Source organism: Corallococcus sp. BB11-1 (assembly GCF_026626625.1).
Classification (GTDB): domain Bacteria; phylum Myxococcota; class Myxococcia; order Myxococcales; family Myxococcaceae; genus Corallococcus; species Corallococcus soli.
Genome location: NZ_JAPNJY010000044.1, coordinates 49619 through 65125 on the forward strand (window position 1 = coordinate 49619; position 15507 = coordinate 65125).

The 15507-nt window shown below is 64.4% G+C and carries 12 protein-coding genes and 2 pseudogenes; 10 read left to right on the forward strand and 4 right to left on the reverse strand.

Translation table 11 applies throughout. The features are described from left to right. Positions 1 to 570 precede the first annotated feature (570 nt). Genes OV207_RS36650 through OV207_RS36670 form a run of 5 tightly spaced genes read left to right on the forward strand, consistent with a single transcriptional unit; the run spans position 571 to position 7624 of the window. Positions 571 to 2433, forward strand: coding sequence for an HAD hydrolase family protein (locus OV207_RS36650; RefSeq protein ID WP_267559718.1), 1863 nt, complete (start codon positions 571 to 573; stop codon positions 2431 to 2433). After that, positions 2430 to 3509 carry a hypothetical protein gene (locus tag OV207_RS36655; RefSeq protein ID WP_267559719.1) on the forward strand — a complete coding sequence of 360 codons (1080 nt, stop codon included), beginning with the start codon at positions 2430 to 2432 and terminating at the stop codon, positions 3507 to 3509. The genes OV207_RS36650 and OV207_RS36655 overlap by 4 nt, the downstream gene beginning before the upstream one ends. Then, on the forward strand, positions 3506 to 5428 hold the full coding sequence (locus OV207_RS36660) for a hypothetical protein (protein ID WP_267559720.1): 1923 nt from the start codon (positions 3506 to 3508) through the stop codon (positions 5426 to 5428). Before OV207_RS36655 ends, OV207_RS36660 begins: the two co-directional genes overlap by 4 nt. Then, positions 5425 to 6561 (forward strand): hypothetical protein, encoded by a 1137-nt coding sequence (locus OV207_RS36665; protein ID WP_267559721.1) that lies wholly within the window; start codon positions 5425 to 5427, stop codon positions 6559 to 6561. Before OV207_RS36660 ends, OV207_RS36665 begins: the two co-directional genes overlap by 4 nt. A 19-nt stretch (positions 6562 to 6580) precedes the next feature. After that, positions 6581 to 7624 carry a PfkB family carbohydrate kinase gene (locus tag OV207_RS36670; RefSeq protein ID WP_267559722.1) on the forward strand — a complete coding sequence of 348 codons (1044 nt, stop codon included), beginning with the start codon at positions 6581 to 6583 and terminating at the stop codon, positions 7622 to 7624. Positions 7625 to 7779: 155 nt separating this feature from the next. Here the strand turns inward: OV207_RS36670 and OV207_RS36675 are convergent, their stop codons facing one another. Further along, positions 7780 to 8148 (reverse strand): hypothetical protein, encoded by a 369-nt coding sequence (locus OV207_RS36675; protein ID WP_267559723.1) that lies wholly within the window; start codon positions 8146 to 8148, stop codon positions 7780 to 7782. A gap of 104 nt (positions 8149 to 8252) precedes the next feature. On the opposite strand from OV207_RS36675, the gene tnpA reads away from it, so the two are divergent. From tnpA to OV207_RS36700, 5 genes and pseudogenes are all read left to right on the forward strand, one after another. After that, positions 8253 to 8567 carry an IS66 family insertion sequence element accessory protein TnpA gene (tnpA, locus tag OV207_RS36680; RefSeq protein WP_267559724.1) on the forward strand — a complete coding sequence of 105 codons (315 nt, stop codon included), beginning with the start codon at positions 8253 to 8255 and terminating at the stop codon, positions 8565 to 8567. A gap of 4 nt (positions 8568 to 8571) precedes the next feature. Next, entirely contained in the window at positions 8572 to 8937 is a 366-nt protein-coding gene (gene tnpB / locus OV207_RS36685; RefSeq protein ID WP_267559725.1) for an IS66 family insertion sequence element accessory protein TnpB, read from the forward strand. Between the two features lie 55 nt (positions 8938 to 8992). Next, positions 8993 to 10219 carry an IS66 family transposase gene (gene tnpC, locus OV207_RS36690; protein ID WP_267559726.1) on the forward strand — a complete coding sequence of 409 codons (1227 nt, stop codon included), beginning with the start codon at positions 8993 to 8995 and terminating at the stop codon, positions 10217 to 10219. Positions 10220 to 10257: 38 nt separating this feature from the next. Beyond that, positions 10258 to 11474, forward strand: a protein-coding gene (locus OV207_RS36695) for an IS3 family transposase (protein ID WP_420715295.1) whose coding sequence is annotated in 2 segments (ribosomal slippage) — positions 10258 to 10600 and positions 10600 to 11474 — 1218 coding nt in all. Because the reading frame shifts where the segments join, the coding sequence is not laid out codon by codon here. A 28-nt stretch (positions 11475 to 11502) separates the two neighbouring features. After that, positions 11503 to 11793 (forward strand): annotated as a pseudogene (locus OV207_RS36700) (transposase domain-containing protein); the annotation flags it as partial. Positions 11794 to 12168: 375 nt separating this feature from the next. On the opposite strand, the gene OV207_RS36705 reads toward OV207_RS36700, so the two are convergent. From OV207_RS36705 to tnpC (OV207_RS36715), 3 genes and pseudogenes are all read right to left on the reverse strand, one after another. Beyond that, positions 12169 to 13575 (reverse strand): zinc finger domain-containing protein, encoded by a 1407-nt coding sequence (locus OV207_RS36705; RefSeq protein ID WP_267559729.1) that lies wholly within the window; start codon positions 13573 to 13575, stop codon positions 12169 to 12171. A 787-nt stretch (positions 13576 to 14362) separates the two neighbouring features. After that, entirely contained in the window at positions 14363 to 14641 is a 279-nt protein-coding gene (locus OV207_RS36710; protein WP_267559868.1) for a transposase domain-containing protein, read from the reverse strand. After that, positions 14624 to 15490, reverse strand: a pseudogene (tnpC, locus tag OV207_RS36715) (IS66 family transposase); the annotation flags it as partial. The pseudogene tnpC (OV207_RS36715) and the gene OV207_RS36710, both read right to left, overlap by 18 nt. Positions 15491 to 15507: the final 17 nt, after the last annotated feature.

Sequence of the window (15507 nt, forward strand, 5' to 3'; positions counted from 1 at the left end):
TGTTGCCACCGACGACGCTGCGCCCGTCCACGAAGGACTTCTGCTCGGCGAGGGAGTGCTGATGTTCTCGAAGCACCCCACAAACTCGGGACCACGTACTCCCGACACGTGCCGGCCTCGTTCATCTCCAGCCTCGCTTCCGCGTCGGCGCACTTGGTTTCGCCGGTTGCCTGGGTACGCCCGGGCCCTTCACCTGCGGCGCCATCCACGCGCAGAGGTCCTGGCGACGGAATCGTCACTGCCCGTGCACATTGATGCAGGGCAGCTCGGACTTCTGCGCCATCGTGTAGACCGTCTTTTCGGCCACCCGCAGGGGCACAGCACCCTTGGCGACGGTCAGAATTTCGTTGGCCATGACGAGCGGCTCCTTTGGCAAGGAGTGGGAACGCATTCCAACCGATGCCCTCGTATGGTATCGGGTGCACGTGCCACAAGAGAGCCGCGCGTTGCGGTTTGCCATGGGCGAAGGACCTACTACCGTGCACGCGACGTCGATTGCCGGCCTGATGTTCACGTACCGACCCGAGCGGATTATAGCGGCTGGTCGTGGGCATAGGGGTGGAGGTCGTCATGGGTAAAGCGTTCGCGAGCGAGCTGGCGGCCCTAGAGGACACGCTCGCGTGGGCGTTGACCCGCGACGTGACGGGCCTCCAGAAGTTCGTTGCTGACGTTGCCGACCGGCCTCTCGTCGCGATAGGGTCTGGTGGCTCCTCGACAGCGTGTCACCTCGCGGCGCTCCTACACCGCACGCGTCATCGCCGCCCCGCGCACTTCACGACGCCGCTCGACGTGCTCTCGATCCCCGCCGGGTTACACCGTGCCGGCGTGTTTCTCGCTTCGGCCTCCGGTAAGAACAAGGACGTCCTCGCAGCGTTCGACGCGTGCATCGCCGATGAAGCTCCCGCAGTTGCCGCCATTACTCTGCGTGCGGAGAACCCCCTGAAGGACGCTGCGTCGTCTTTTGCGCGGGCTCGAGTGTTCGCCGCGGACGCCCCAGCGGGCAAGGACGGCTTCCTCGCGACTAACAGTCTGGTTGCCACCTGCACGCTCATCGCGCGCGCCTATGGTTTCGAGGTCGCACCACCGAAGACACGACGCAGGTCGTTGACCGGAGCGATCTTCGAGAATCGGCACATGGTGCAGATCCTCCACGGAGGCTGGGGCTCGCCAGTCGCTACCGACCTCGAGTCTAAGCTGAATGAGTCTGCGCTCGCGGCCGCCCAACTCGCTGACTACCGGAACTTCGGCCATGGGAGACATCTCTGGCTCGCCAACCGGTCCGCCGAGACGGTGGTGGTTGCTCTCGTGACGCCGGGGACCGCCGCAATCGCGGATTCTACTCTGAAGCTTTTTCCGAAGAGCATCCCGGTCGTACGGCTGGACACCACCCTCGACGGGCCATCCGGGACGATCGACCTCCTCGTCCAAGCGTTCCATCTCGTCGACCGCATCGGAGAGACGCGCGCCCAAGACCCAGGGCGCCCACACGTGCCCGAGTTCGGCCGAAAGCTGTACCGACTAACCCCGCCTCGTGTCCGACCGACCATCGATGCGCCGATTGAGCGCAAGCTCTGGGCGTCGCCCGAGGGCGTCGCGAACATCAAGACGTTCCAGCAAGGCCTTAAGCAATTCCTGGCCCGCGCTCGTGCGACCACGATCGGAGCCCTCGCCCTCGACTACGACGGCACCCTCTGCACCAAGGATGGTCGCTTCGACGGCCTTCGCGAGGATGTCGTGATTGAGTGCTCGCGGCTACTCAAGGCGGGCATCCACCTCGGTATCGCCACTGGCCGAGGGAAATCGGTCCGTGAGGAACTCCAGAAGGCTCTCGACCGAAAGCTATGGGCCCGTGTCCACATCGGCTACTACAACGGGACGGATATCGGTGCCCTTGGCGACAACAACTTGCCCGCCCGGGACGAACCGAACGACGAGGTGTTGAAGCGCGCGCAGGCACTACTGTCGGCTGATGGTTGGCTGACTGCCGCCGCAAAGGTTGATCCTCGGCCTCGACAGATCACGGTCGAACCCAGGGGCGCGACGAGGACCGACGCGCTCGCGGCTCACGTGATGGCACGCCTCGCGCCGCTCGATGGCGAAGGCGTGCGCGTCGTCGTCTCTTCGCACTCGCTCGATGTGCTTGGCCCGACGCGGGGCAAGGGCTCGCTGGTGTCCTGGTTGCGCGAGCAGATCGGCGACGGCCGCGACGTACTCTGCATCGGCGACCGCGGCGCATGGCCAGGCAACGACTACGCGCTCCTCGCCGAGCCGATGTCGCTGAGCGTCGACGAGGTCTCGAGCTTGAACGACGCGTGCTGGAATCTGGCCCCTCGTGGCATCTCAGGACCTGACGCGACGCTCCTCTACCTCCGCGCCGTCAAGGCACGCGGTGGTATCGGCACGTTCTCCTGGAAAGAGAGTTCGGTGCCATGAGAGACGCACTCGCCGAACGCCTGCTTGGCAACGTGATGGAGTGGACGAACGAGGATATCGCCCGGCAGCGGCCTGTCCTTCAAGCCCTCGCTGCGCTCAAATACGACGAATACCAACAATTCAGCCCCGGAATGCGCTTCGTCGAGAGCCTCGCTCTCTGGCTTGAACAATTTAGCACGCTCGACGAACGAAAGACTGCCTACGAATTCGTCGTTAGTAGGCTCGTCTTCTTGTCGCATGCCGAGATGGCCCACTTCGCCGCCATCGCGTACCCGGACGTGATTCGCCCCTTGTTCATCGAGAAGGCCGCGACGGATGCAATCCTGCCTCCATTTCGTGTCAGCCAAGTCCTTGCAACCGGCGCGTTCAAGCAACTCGAAGCTGCAAGCCTGTTCTTCGGCTTGAGCGACGGTGCGCGGATTGACCTGTTCCGTCGCAGCAACAAAGAGCTGAGCCACGAGCAGATCTTCAGCAGCTATGAGATCTCCAAAGAGAAGGTCCGCGAGATCCGAACGTGGCTCAACGACGAGCGCGGACACACGGATGTCGCGCCGACGCTCGTTCTGCTCGACGACTTCACGGCTAGTGGGACAAGCTGCCTAACGGCGAATGGTCAACAAGCAAAGGGCAAGCTCGCTAAGTTCGTCACGCGACTGCAGGAGAGTGAGGAATGGAGGACCGTCGTCTCATTCCCGAAGACTCGGTTAGTAGTCGTGTTCTACGTCGCCACGGCGCAAGCTCTGGCCAACATTGAGAGAGGCGCGGACGTCCTCAGAAGGACGCATGGGATCGATATCACGGTGCTGTGTGTTCAGCGCATCGCCAATGGCATCTCACTCCAGGCGTCACACACCGAACCAGTGGTCGAGCTGATAAAAAAATACTACGACCCTCTAGCAAAGAATAAGCACCCTGAGTGGGGGGGCGATGTGCCGTTTGGATACAAGGACGGAGGGCTGCCGCTAGTCATCCATCATAACACCCCCAACAACTCCATCTTCGTGTTGTGGGCCGAGGATAGTGACACCGTGCGCCCCTTGTTCCCCCGCGTGAGTCGCCACCGGAGGGAGTCATGAAGGACGTACGCAACCCCTTCCGTCTGCAAACGGCCGAGAGCATCGATTCGGACGCGGACTTTCTGCGCCTGTTCGGTCATGGCGTGCTCGATCTGTTACCCGACGATGCGCTCAGCGGCCGCCCTCTGTTTATCCGCAGCGCGCCAGGTGGCGGGAAGACCTCGCTACTGAAATTGTTTACGCCATCGGTGCTCCAGCATCTTGTGGCCATGAAAACCAACGACGCGACCAAGGACCTCTTCATCAAGCTTAAGGGTCTTGGAGCAGTATCGGATCACGGCGCGAATATCCTGTCCGTCATGCTTCCCTGCGCACGAACGTTCCCAGCGCTCGCTGACGTCGGATTGAACCCCGCACGCGCGAAGCGGCTACTCCTTGCGCTCATCGATGCACGGGTCATCCTGGGGGCTCTTCGCGCAATCCTCGTCATCCGCGGGCTTCGCTTCCCAGACGATCTCGGCCGACTCAGCCTCGTTGCGCCACCAGACGACATCATCCCTGGTCTCACCTTCCCCGCCGAGGGCGTCACCGTTCAGCGCTGGGCTGAGTTGATCGAGCAACGCGTCGCCGACCTCATCGACACCCTGATGTCCCCCGACGGCTCTGGTCCGTCTGGACACGATGCGCTCCTCTCGTTGCGCCTACTCGATGCTAACTGCATCCACTTCGACGGAAAGCCCTTCGAGACTCGCTGGCTCATCACCTTCGACGACATGCAGAAGCTGGCACCTTCGCAACGCTCGGCACTGCTTGAAGTTGTCGTCGACCAGCGGTCGCGTTCAACTGTATGGCTTGCCGAGCGCTTCGAGGCACTGGCTAACGAGGAACTCCTGGCGAACGGCGTGTTGAGTGGCCGCGACCATCTCGTGATCGCGCTCGAACGCGAGTGGAAGAAAGGCAAGTTCGAGCCCGCGGTGAAGCTCATTGCCGAACGACGCGCCCGCATGGCGGCTGAATCGGCAGGAACCAACGCGCCCGACGCATTTGCGCCCACCATTGAAGCAGATCTTGAGGCCCCAGCCTGGCAGGAAAAGACGCAGGCTGCGCTGAGTGTCGTTCGCAGACGCGTCGAAGCGCTCGCTGCCGCAAAGCCTCAGTACGCCGACTGGGTGAAATCCCGCGTCGAAATAGACGGCAGTCTTCGCCACCAGCTCATCAAGTGGCGAACACTTGAGATCCTAATCGCACGACATGCAGGAAAGCCCCAGCAGAACCTATTCCCCGAGTTGCTCAGTGCGAAGGACCTAGACGACAAAGAAGAGGCATCCGAGCGCGGTGCTGCCGAACTCTTTTTGAGCAAAGAGTTCGGCTTCCCCTACTACTTCGGACTCAGTAGGCTGGCGAGCCTTGGCTCTTTCAACGTGGAGCAGTTCATTCGTCTTGCTGGCGACCTGTTCGAGGAGTCTTTGGCGGCTGCAGTGATGCGCCGACCTACGAGCCTGTCGCCGCAACGCCAAGAACGCATCATCAAGGATGCGTTCGACGAGCGTATGAAGGACCTTCCACGTCGGGCACGGAATGGTCGGGCTGCTCTCAACTTTCTCGACGCCATCGGGCATTTCTGCCGCGAGGAGACTTACCAGCCGAACGCCCCCTATGCTCCGGGCGTGACCGGATTCTCACTATCGATGGCGGACTGCAGTTCTCTGTACGACCCCGACACTCGAAAGACGCGCCCTGATTTCGCAGCCTTCGGAGACGTCCTCACGACGGCGTTGCAATACAACCTCTTGCTCCCCGACGTTGATCGCCCGCGACCGTCGGGGCGTGTGGTCGTCCTGTACCTGAACCGCCTCGTGTGCGCGAAGTACGACCTTCCGCTGCACTACGGTGGCTTCCGCGAGAAGCGCCTTCAAGACGTTATGACGTGGCCGACGCTCGGATTTCGCCCATCGCGACAGGAGCGGCTCTTAATATGACCACCGGCAGCCTTCGCTGGCGTGACTACTTCCTTCGTGAAGGGCGGCACTTCAACGAGTTCTGGCAGATGTTCTTGGCCGAGCGGAAAAGGAACGTGTTATTCGTGCTCGGGCATGGGTTCGATTCGCGCATGTGCGACGGCATCGAACAAATTCTGAGCCTCGGCGGCGAAGGTGCGCGCGATGTAATTCTGCTCGCCTTCCATGAGGGTGCCGAGTCGGCATCGCATTCCCACGTGGATCAGCGCAAGACGAATGGTGACCGGCTCGCTGAGCTCGTCCGAGGCCGCGGAGAAATCGGGCACCGCGACATCGCGATGTTCTCGGAAGAAGGACGACGGATTAGTGCTCGGAGCATCGCGAAGGTATTTGCATCGTCAGCCGAGTTCAGGTCCTACACCGACGTTGTTGTCGATATCAGCGCATTGCCCCGAGGGCTCTACTTGCCGCTGCTGGCGAAGTTCCTAGCTCTCTTCGACGTGGAGCAGGAGGACGGCGAGAAGCGAAATCTGCATGTGATCGTCTCGCACTCACCGACTTCGGACAACGCTATTGTCGACGAAGGCTTGGAGGAGAGCGCGAACTATCTCTTCGGCTTCGCTGCGGCTGCTCTTGAGAGTGAATCCACCAGTGGCCAGCCGAAGATCTGGATTCCGGTCCTGGGCAAGCGTCAGCAGGCCCAATTGGAACGCATTCACAGTCTTGTCATGCCTGACGAGATTTGCCCGCTGCTTCCCTCGCCAGCGCAAGACCCACGCGAGGGGGATTCCATCATGATCGAATACCGGGAGCTGCTTTTCGACCAGCTCCGTGTCGAGCCACGCAACATTATCTACGCCGCCGAATCTAATCCCTTCGAGGTGTATCGGCAGATTATGCGGTCCATCCTCCACTACGACCGCGCGCTCAAGCCGCTGGGAGGATGCAAGGTCGCGCTCTCAGCCATGTCCTCGAAGCTCGCGTCGATCGGCGTGCTGCTTGCTGCATACGAGCTCGGCCGACGAGATCCGAAGGTGATTGTGGGCGTTGCCCACGTCGAGTCGCAGGGGTACCACGTCGATAAATCGGTCGGCCCGGAGCCTTTGCCGACGCTGTTCACGATGTGGCTCTCTGGGGAATGCTATGCCGCGTGAAGCCCATCAGCACAGTTGTGTGGGAACAGGGTTCATCGTCCTTGACGTCATCCGAAACTCCGTCGGGACCACTGCTACCGAGAAGCGCTTCGCGGGAGGGTCGTGCGGCAACGTTCTTACGATCCTGGCGTATTTCGGTTGGCATGCGAACGCCGTTGGGCGTATCGGCGACGACCATGTCGGCCGAGAACTCGTCGACGATCTCTCGAAGTGGCACGTCAACACCAAGCTCCTGCAGGTCGAGACTGGTCGAGGAACGCCGATCATCGTCCAGGAAAACTACCTGGACGCGAGGGGGCGCCCTCGCCACCGATTCTCCCGAGCGTGCCCAGTATGTGGAGCGACGCTCCCGGCATATCGACCGCTGCTGACTAGCGAGGCGGCGACGATCTCAGCAAAGCTTCCCTCTCATTCGGTGTTCTACTTCGACCGCGTCGCACCGGGCACGCTTGAACTCGCGCAGAAGAGCCGGGCAAACGGTGCGCTCGTCGTGTTCGAGCCCTCGGGCATCAAGGATGAGCGGCTCTTCGCTGAGTGCCTGAAGGCGGCTCACGTTGTGAAATACGCGAATGATCGCATCGAGGGCGTCCACGACGTCGTCGCCAAGACCAAGGTGCCGGTCGAGATCGAAACGTTCGGCGCGAAGGGGCTGCGACTCCGCGTGCGCGCCAACGGGCGTGCGGGGGCGTGGAATGAACTTCCCGCCTTCTCCGCCCCGGAGCTGCTCGACGCCGCTGGCGCTGGCGACTGGACCACGGCAGGGTTCATCCACGGACTAATGCGTAAGCGAGCATCCCCCGACGAGGCGGTGGCCGACTTCGACGCCATCGTATTCGCGATCCGGCAGGGACAAGCGCTGGCCGCGCTCAACTGCGGCTTCGAGGGTGCTCGGGGCCTTATGTACATCGCCGACGCGAAGCGCGTCCTCGAACTCTCCGCTGCCATCGTCAAGGGCACGAAGACGCCGAGCGTTGCGGAGGTTCAGTCGAAGAAGCGCGTCAATGGGCACAGCAACGACAAGGAGTGCCTCACGTGCTCGGGGGCTCGGTCGCTCCACGCGTAGTGATCGCGCCCCACGCCGCCCGCTGCTCGGCTGTGCCTACCCCATATTCGGTCGCTGAGGCGTACGTTGGGCGAAACCACGCTGGAAAGCGCATCAAGGCGAGCGAGGCGCAGACTTCGCGCGTCTCCGCTCTGCCAAGTGGCCCGAAATCATCGTCAAGCGCATGGCCACGCCAGATCGATGTGAAGAAGCGGGTCCACGGGCATCTCCACCTTCGCGGCTCGTGCCTCTCGGAAGGCTTCGCCTAACACGCCGCTGCCCGGCTCCGCGCGCGCCTGGTCGTCCAGCCAGTAGCGGCTCTCCGTCTTCACACGCAGGTGGCTCTGCACCCAGCCGGCGAGCATCGGCATCTGCTCCTCGACGTTAGAGCGTGGCAGCTTCGCGCCGCGCGCCAACACCGTGCTGAGGAAGCCCTGGACGGCACTCGCGCGGACAGCCCGCGCATGGGCGAGTTGCTTGTCGCTGACGGCCTGGAGGGGCAGTACCTCCAGCCTCTCCACAGTGACGACTACGTGCGGCAGCATGACGTGGACGCAGCCCGCCTCGAGTTGGTCCGCGGTAACCGTCCGGCCAACGACGTGCCGTGAGGGATTGCCGTGGGCGCTGGGCGCAACGGACGCTGGTGGGCATGGCGAAGCAGGTGGAGAAGCCGGAGTGGGCGCGCATCGCGGAAGCGTTCGAGGCCAGCGGGCAGACGCAGCGGGAGTTCGCGTTGGCGCGAGGCGTGCGGCTGAGCACGTTGCAGTCGTGGGTCTACCGGCGTCGGCGGGCCGAGCCGGCGCGAGCCGAGCCGGTGCGTCTGTTGCCCGTGCAGGTGGCGATGGCCCCCGTGGCATCCGAGTCCGTGCTGGAAGTGGTGGCGGCAAGCGGAGCCCGGGTGCGATTCGCCGTGGGCACCGACGTGGCCTACGTCGCGCGTCTCGTCGCGGCGCTGGGACGGTGAGGCGGTGTTCGCGCTTCCCGCGTCGGTGCGCGTGGTGCTGGCCACGGAGCCCGTGGACATGCGCAAGTCCATCGACGGGCTGATGGCGCTGGTGCGCACGGCGTGGGGTGAGGACGTCTACTCGGGCCACCTCTTCGCCTTTGTCTCGCGCCGGGGCGACCGCATCAAGGTGCTGACGTGGAGCCGGGGCGGCTTCGTGCTGCTCTACAAGCGGCTGGAGACGGGTCGATTCCGGTTGCCCCGGGTGGAGGCGGACGCCAAGTCGGTGCAGTTGGACTCGACGCAGTTGGCGATGCTGCTGGACGGCATCGACGTGGCCCAGGTGAAGCGGCAGCCCGCCTGGATGCCGCCCGGCCGCACGGGCAGCTGAGACGCACCGGGCGCACCAGGGCCCCGGGGTGGGGCGTTACTCAAGAGTGCCCCGCGTGCTGCCCCAGAACCACTTCTGCCCCTGGCGGGAAGAAGCCGAGGAACTCAAAGCCGAGGTGGGCCGAATCGGCGGAGAGCTGGCCACCCTCCAAGGGCAGATGGCGGCGCTGCAACGCCACGTCTTCGGCAGGAAAGCCGAGCGGATGCCCGCCGTGGCCAGCGAGCTGCGGCAGGAAGCCGCGAGCCCCGAGGACGAAGCGGCGCGGGCGGTCGCGGCCCTGGAGAAACGGCGCGAGCGCTCGGCGCGCAAGGCCCAGGAGGCCCCGACGCGCGAGGTGCGGCACGCGGTGCCACCCGAGGCGCGCCACTGCCCCGTGTGCGGCAGCGAGGATTTGAAGCCGCTGGGGAAGGGCCGCACCTCGGTGGTGTACGAGTACGTGCCGGCCTGCTTCGAGCGCCAGGTGCACGTGCAGGAAGTCCTCGCCTGCACCTGCGGCCAGGGCGTGGTGACGGCGCCCGCACCCGCGAGGGTGGTGGACAAGGGCGAGTACGGCCCGGGCTTCCTATCGCAGGTGGTGACGTCCAAGTGCGCCGATGCCATGCCCCTGCACCGGCTCGCCCAGCGAATTGAGCGCGGCGGTGTCCCCATGAGCCGCAGCACCCTGACGGACCTCTTCCATCAGGCCGCTTCGGTGCTCCTGCCGCTTTCCTCCCACCTCTTGCAAGTCATTGCGGCTGCCGAGGTGGTGTGGGCCGACGAGACGCCGGTGCGCGTGCTGGACGTGAAGAAGACGCGCCAGGGCTACCTCTGGACCTTTCTCACCCAGACGCAGCAGGGCGAGTGGCTGCTGGGTTATCGCTTCAGCCTGAGCCGGGCAGGCACGACGCCCCAGGACGTCCTGGGCGGCACCCGGGGCGCGCTCGTGGTGGATGCGTACACGGGCTACAACGCGGTGACGCTGCCCGAAGGCCGCGTGCGCGTCGGCTGCTGGGCGCACGTGCGCCGACGCTTCTTCGACGCGCTGCCCACCGCACCGGAAGCCCGCGAAGCCTTGGACTTCATCCTCGCCCTCTACCGGGTGGAGGCCGAAGCCCGCGTCGCGCGCATCGTGCGCACCGACGCTCACCGCGAACTGCGCCAGCAGAAGAGTGCCCCGGTCCTCGCCGCGCTGGGCACCTGGCTGGAGGAGCAGGCTCCGCGCCACCTGCCCAAGGGGCCGCTGGGGCAAGCCCTCTCCTACGCCCGAAAACAGTGGGACGCCCTCACTGGTGTAGCCCCCTGAAGAGTCGGACAGGCTCGATCGGCTAGAAAGCGAGTCTGATGATGGAGAAGAAGACCCACGAGAGAGCCCCGGAGGGGCCCGAGAGCAAGCGCCGCCGCCGGTACTCGGCGGAGGAGAAGCTGCGTCTGGTGGCCGAGTGCGAGGCGCCGGGCAGCAACGTCTCCCTGGTGGCCCGCAAGTACGGCGTCAACGCCAGCCTGCTGTTCCGGTGGCGGCAGTTGAAGGAGTCGGGTGGCGTGTCGGGGCTGCAGGCCGGCGAAGCCGTAGTGCCCGAATCCGAGGTCCAGGCGCTCAAGGCCCAGGTGCGCGAACTGCAGCGGCTGCTGGGTAAGAAGACGCAGGAGGCGGAAATCCTCCGGGACGCGGTGGAGCTGGTGCGCGAAAAAAAACTATTGTCGCCCGCGGCCTTGTCCAAGCTGGGAGGCATTCTGTGAGCGCGGTGGCCCGGGCCCTCGCGGTCGCCCGTTCCACGTTGCACCGCCCCCTTTCCCCTCGGCAGCCCCGCCGCCCGGACGCCCAGGCCGACGCCGAGGTCCTCGAGGAACTCAAGGCCGTTGTCGGGCAGAGAGCCACCTACGGCTACCGCAGGGCGTGCGCGTTTCTCACCCGGCAGCGCCGAGCCCAGGGCAGGCCCGGCGTGAACCACAAGCGCGTCTACCGCCTCATGCGCCAGGGCCAATTGCTGCTGCAACGCCATACCGGCAAGCCGACGCGCACCCACGAGGGCCAGGTGGTGACGCTCAAGTCCAACCTGCGCTGGTGCTCCGACGGCTTCGAGGTGCGCTGCTGGAATGGCGAGCGCGTCCACGTCGCCTTCAGCCTGGACTGCTGCGACCGCGAAGCCATCGCCTTCCAGGCCGCCGCCCAGCCGCCCACCGCGCTCACCATCCAGGACCTCATGGTCGAGACGCTCGAGGCCCGCTTCGGCCCGGGCACTCCCAAGGCGCCCCACCCGGTGGAGTGGCTGTCGGACAACGGCCCCGTCTACACCGCCAAGGACACCCGCGACTTCGGCCTGGGTCTCGGCCTGCGGGTGTGCACCACGCCCTCGTACTCCCCCCAGAGCAACGGCATGGCCGAGGCCTTCGTGAAGACTTTCAAGCGCGACTACGTGTACGTCAACGAGCTGCACTCGGCAGCCCATGTCCTGGCGCAGTTGCCCGCCTGGTTCGACGACTACAACCGCTGCCACCCTCACCGGGGCCTCAAGATGAAGTCACCCCGCGAGTTCCGTACTGCTAACTCTCAACCTTGAGCTGTCCGATTTGACGGGGGCAACTCCACTCACCCGTTTCGCCTCCGACGCGCGCCTGCCCTTGGACAACAACCGCAGCGAGGCGGCGTTGCGAAAGGCGGCCCTGGGCAGGAAGAACTTCCTCTTCGTCGGCCACGAGGCCGCGGGCGAGAACCTCGCGGGCCTCTACGCCCTCGTCGCCACCTGCGAGGCCAACGGCGTCAATCCCGAGGACTACCTCGCCGACGTGCTCCTGCGCGTCCAGACGCACCCGAACGCCCGCATCGGCGAGCTGCTACCGCACGAGTGGAAGCGCCTGCGCGCAGCCGACGCGGCCTGAAACCTCGCGGTCCCCTCCCTCGCGCCGCTCGACACCGCACGCCTCCCGTCCGCCTTCAAGCGATCCGGCACGTCGTTGGCCGGACGGTTACGGTCCGCGAGCGCGTCAGCCGCATCACGTCGCTGGGCCGCGCGTGCGACGTGGGCAAATGTGCTCTCGAAGCGCTTTCAAGGGACTGGAGAATGGGCCCCTTGGCGCGTCGCTCGGGGCGGCGCGGCGACCACGCTGCGTGGCGCGGTGATGTGCCCGCAGAACACCCGCCGTCGGTCGGCTACGCCAGAAGGCGTCGGGGGGACAGGTTCGCGGACCATGCCCCTCAACCTGGGCCCAGTCCGTGCCTGCGACCAGTCCATCCCTGACCTTCGTTGGGTGCTCTTAGCTATCGGGATCTTCGTCCTCCCACGCGGACGGCTCGAAGTTCTCAAGGGCGGCGACGTCAACCGTTCCGACACCTCGGCAAAACCCACACTCCCACTCGTTGCGACTCCCGCTCCCCTTGCAAACCGGGCATTTCTTTTGCTGGTAGGGACTCAGGTCTATGTCCGTGAGCGCTACTGCATCAACCTTTCCGACGCCTCGGCAGATGGGGCATTCCCAGTTGTTGTGAGTCCCGCGTCCCTTGCAGAGAAGGCACGTCGCCTGCTCGTAATCGCTCGGGTCGAAGTGTTCCAATTTGCCTTCGTCGACACTCCCGGCTCCGCGACAAAACGCACACTCCCAGTTATTGTGGTTCCCGCTCCCCTCGCACAGCGGGCACTCGGCTTGCTTGTAACCACTAAGATCAATCTCGTTGATTGAGTGCGAATCAACGGTGCCAACGCCACGACAGACAGGACACTCCCAGTTATTGTGGCTGCCACTTCCGCTGCAGAGAGGACATTCCTCCTGACGGTACGGTTCCAGGTCGATTTCGCCGACCAAATTCTCCGCGACTGTTCCTTCGCCTCGGCAAACGGGGCACTCCCAGTTGTTGTGACTGCCAGACCCATCGCACAGAGGACACTCTACAAGTCCCGTTTCCTCGAGAAACTTGGCACGTTCGTCGATAACCTTCTCGACAGGAGCGGCATTGTCGCCAAGCGCAACCTCAAGCTTCTTTGCAAACCCCGGCGCTGTCTTCTTTAGGGCGGGAGCAAGTGCATGAGCTTTGATGTGCTTGAGCAACTCGTCCTTGATGGCATCCAACGCCGGGAAGTGCTCTTTCTGGGTCGCGACGTTCACCGATTGAAGCTGCTTAATCAGCGCGAGGATTTCATCAAGGAGCCCTGCGTGAGCCCGCCATATGGCCGTTCGAGCATCAAGAACCTGCCTCTTCGTCCTTTCAATGTCGGACTTCGAAATCAGCTTCTGATTATCAAACTCATCGTGATGATTTGGACAGAGATAGATCAGATTATGCGGGTGGTTGTTTTTACTGTTATGGACTGGGTCAATGTGAGCAAACTCGCCCTTGGGGCGACGACAGATCACGCACCCGAATGACGCTTCTTCTTGAATTTCTTGCTCGATACCAGATGGAACATTCGGACGCTTGCCCTGCTCAGCAGGCCATGGCTCTGCAAGGTATGCCGAAAAGCTCTTGAGCGCTTCCGCATCAAAAAGCAACTCGCCATCGGGGCCCTTTGCACACTCAAGTTTTCGCGAATGTCCGGACTTGGCCGCGTACTTCGTAAGCCACTCCAGTAACTGGGGTGACATCCTCACGAGGGCGGCCGCTTTGTACTTGTTGACCGGAACGGAGTGATCCTGGTGCGCCTTCGCTTCTGCATTCTTGGCCGACATAGCTCCACCCCTTGCTCACGATTAGCCTCATTACGGCGCCCACAACCTGTGCCTACCCAATAATCGGTCGCTACGTCATGGGTGCGTCAAGTCTAGTCCGGCAGAGGGTAAAGGTCAGTTAGCGCGGCGCACGACGCCATCGAGTTCCTGTGCCGGCGAAGGGAGCCGGAAACACCGGCGCACGGCGCCCCCTTAAGGTTCGAGATCCGGCCTCCGCCTGGTTGAACGTCCGAGGCTTCGAGGAAGAGGAGGAGGTGAGCGACTGGCCGAGCTGGTCGCCTGCCCCGGTCGAGAGACTGCGTCCCAAGCCGCGCCAGTTCGTCCTAACCGCGGCGCAGGGGCAGCCTCGACCTATGCCGTTGGAGGAACGGCCCGCGCTACCGCCGCTGCAGGCAGGGCGTTCCGCACAGCGCTACCAGCGCGGGCCTCGAGCAAAGCCCCCCCATCGGAAGGCGGAACCGGCATCGCTTCAACCAGGGCGCTCACTGCGGGCCGGACAACAAGAGGTAGAGCCTGCCCAGGAGGTGGTAGACTCTGCGACACGGCTGCAGCTCCGTGCGCCGCTCACCCACGCCCTCCCCTTCTGAAGGATGCGAGACACCATCTCCAATTCGCGATAACCGGGAGCAGTCGCCGCGAAGTTCGCGGACACGCAATCGGACCCCGAATTTTCCCGACTTCACCCAACCCCCGGATGTTCCTCGTGATTTCTGTGTATCCGCTGCACGAGCCCCGTCTTCCGTGAGCCGGGCGGTCGCATCATCCTGACAGGGTGAACAGGACTCTCTCAGCGCGGCGACGACTGCTCTTCGGACGGGGTCGCGAGCGGTTCCGGGATGGTGAGCTCGCCCACCTCGGCGTCGAGCTCGGCGGCCATGAGGCGGGCTCGCGTGGCGGCCCAGTACTTGGGAGCCAGTTCCAAGTAGCGCTCGCGGGGCCAGTGGGCCAGCACGCGCAAGAGGTCCCTCAGGTAGGCCTCGGGGTCGAGGCGGTGCAGCCGCGCGGTGGCGATGAGAGTGAATAGGTGGCCAGCGCTCTGGGCATGGTCATCGCTGCCGACAAACAGCCACGCCTTTCTTCCGACGGCAATCCTCCTCAACTCCCTCTCGGAGCGGTTGTTCTCCAGCAGCAGCCGTCCGTCCTCGAGGAAGCGTCGCAGGGCCTCGTGGTGGCGCACGGCGTAGCCGAGCGCCTTGCGCAACAGCCCGCGCTCCTCCCGCACCTTCTCGTGCTCCGCCTCGGCCCAGCTGAAGAAGGCGTCCACGTGCGGGCGCAGGTGCGCCAGTCACAGCCGGTGAATCTCCTCCGGGGGCTTGTCCCGCCACGTCGCTTCCAACTCGAAGATGCGGCCGATGCGCGCCAGGCCCTCGCGAGCCACGACGCTTCTGGCCACCGTCGCCTCCCAGAAACCTCTGCGGCAGTGCACCCAGCACGCCACCTCGTGTCTCACCTCGGTCTCTCCGTCCGGCGGCTCATCCTTGGCGGGACGGAAGAGGGCGTCGTAGACGCTCTTCGCGTCGGCCTGCACGTACCCGCTGAAGCCCTTGAAGAGTTCCAGCACCGCGGCGCTTGTCTCCTTCGGCGTGTACTCGAAGAAGACGGCGTCCTTGTCGGCCACCTGCACGAAGTAGTGGCCCCGTCGGCACGCCTGGCGCGGGCCTTCGACGGGCACCGGCTGCACCGCCACGCCCGTGGCGTCCGTGGCGATGCAGAAGGCGGTGGCGAGCGCCTCGTCACGCATGGCGGCCACCACGGTGGTGCCCACCGTCGCCCCCACGTCCTCCATCCACCGGGCCATCGTCCCCCGGTCCACCGGCACCCCGTCACGCGCGAAGCGCTGCTCCAGGCGGAACAGAGGCAGCCCCTCGCAGTACTTCCCAACCACCAGGTGGGCCAAGAGCGACGGCGCGGCCAGGCAGCTGTCAACGACAG

Bases quoted from the DNA above. Each gene is read 5' to 3' on its own strand.
- OV207_RS36650 (WP_267559718.1), top strand. From the start codon at position 571: ATGGGTAAAGCGTTCGCGAGCGAGCTGGCGGCCCTAGAGGACACGCTC.
- OV207_RS36655 (WP_267559719.1), top strand. From the start codon at position 2,430: ATGAGAGACGCACTCGCCGAACGCCTGCTTGGCAACGTGATGGAGTGG.
- OV207_RS36660 (WP_267559720.1), top strand. From the start codon at position 3,506: ATGAAGGACGTACGCAACCCCTTCCGTCTGCAAACGGCCGAGAGCATC.
- OV207_RS36665 (WP_267559721.1), top strand. From the start codon at position 5,425: ATGACCACCGGCAGCCTTCGCTGGCGTGACTACTTCCTTCGTGAAGGG.
- OV207_RS36675 (WP_267559723.1), bottom strand. From the start codon at position 8,148: ATGCTGCCGCACGTAGTCGTCACTGTGGAGAGGCTGGAGGTACTGCCC.
- tnpA (WP_267559724.1), top strand. From the start codon at position 8,253: ATGGCGAAGCAGGTGGAGAAGCCGGAGTGGGCGCGCATCGCGGAAGCG.
- OV207_RS36705 (WP_267559729.1), bottom strand. From the start codon at position 13,575: ATGTCGGCCAAGAATGCAGAAGCGAAGGCGCACCAGGATCACTCCGTT.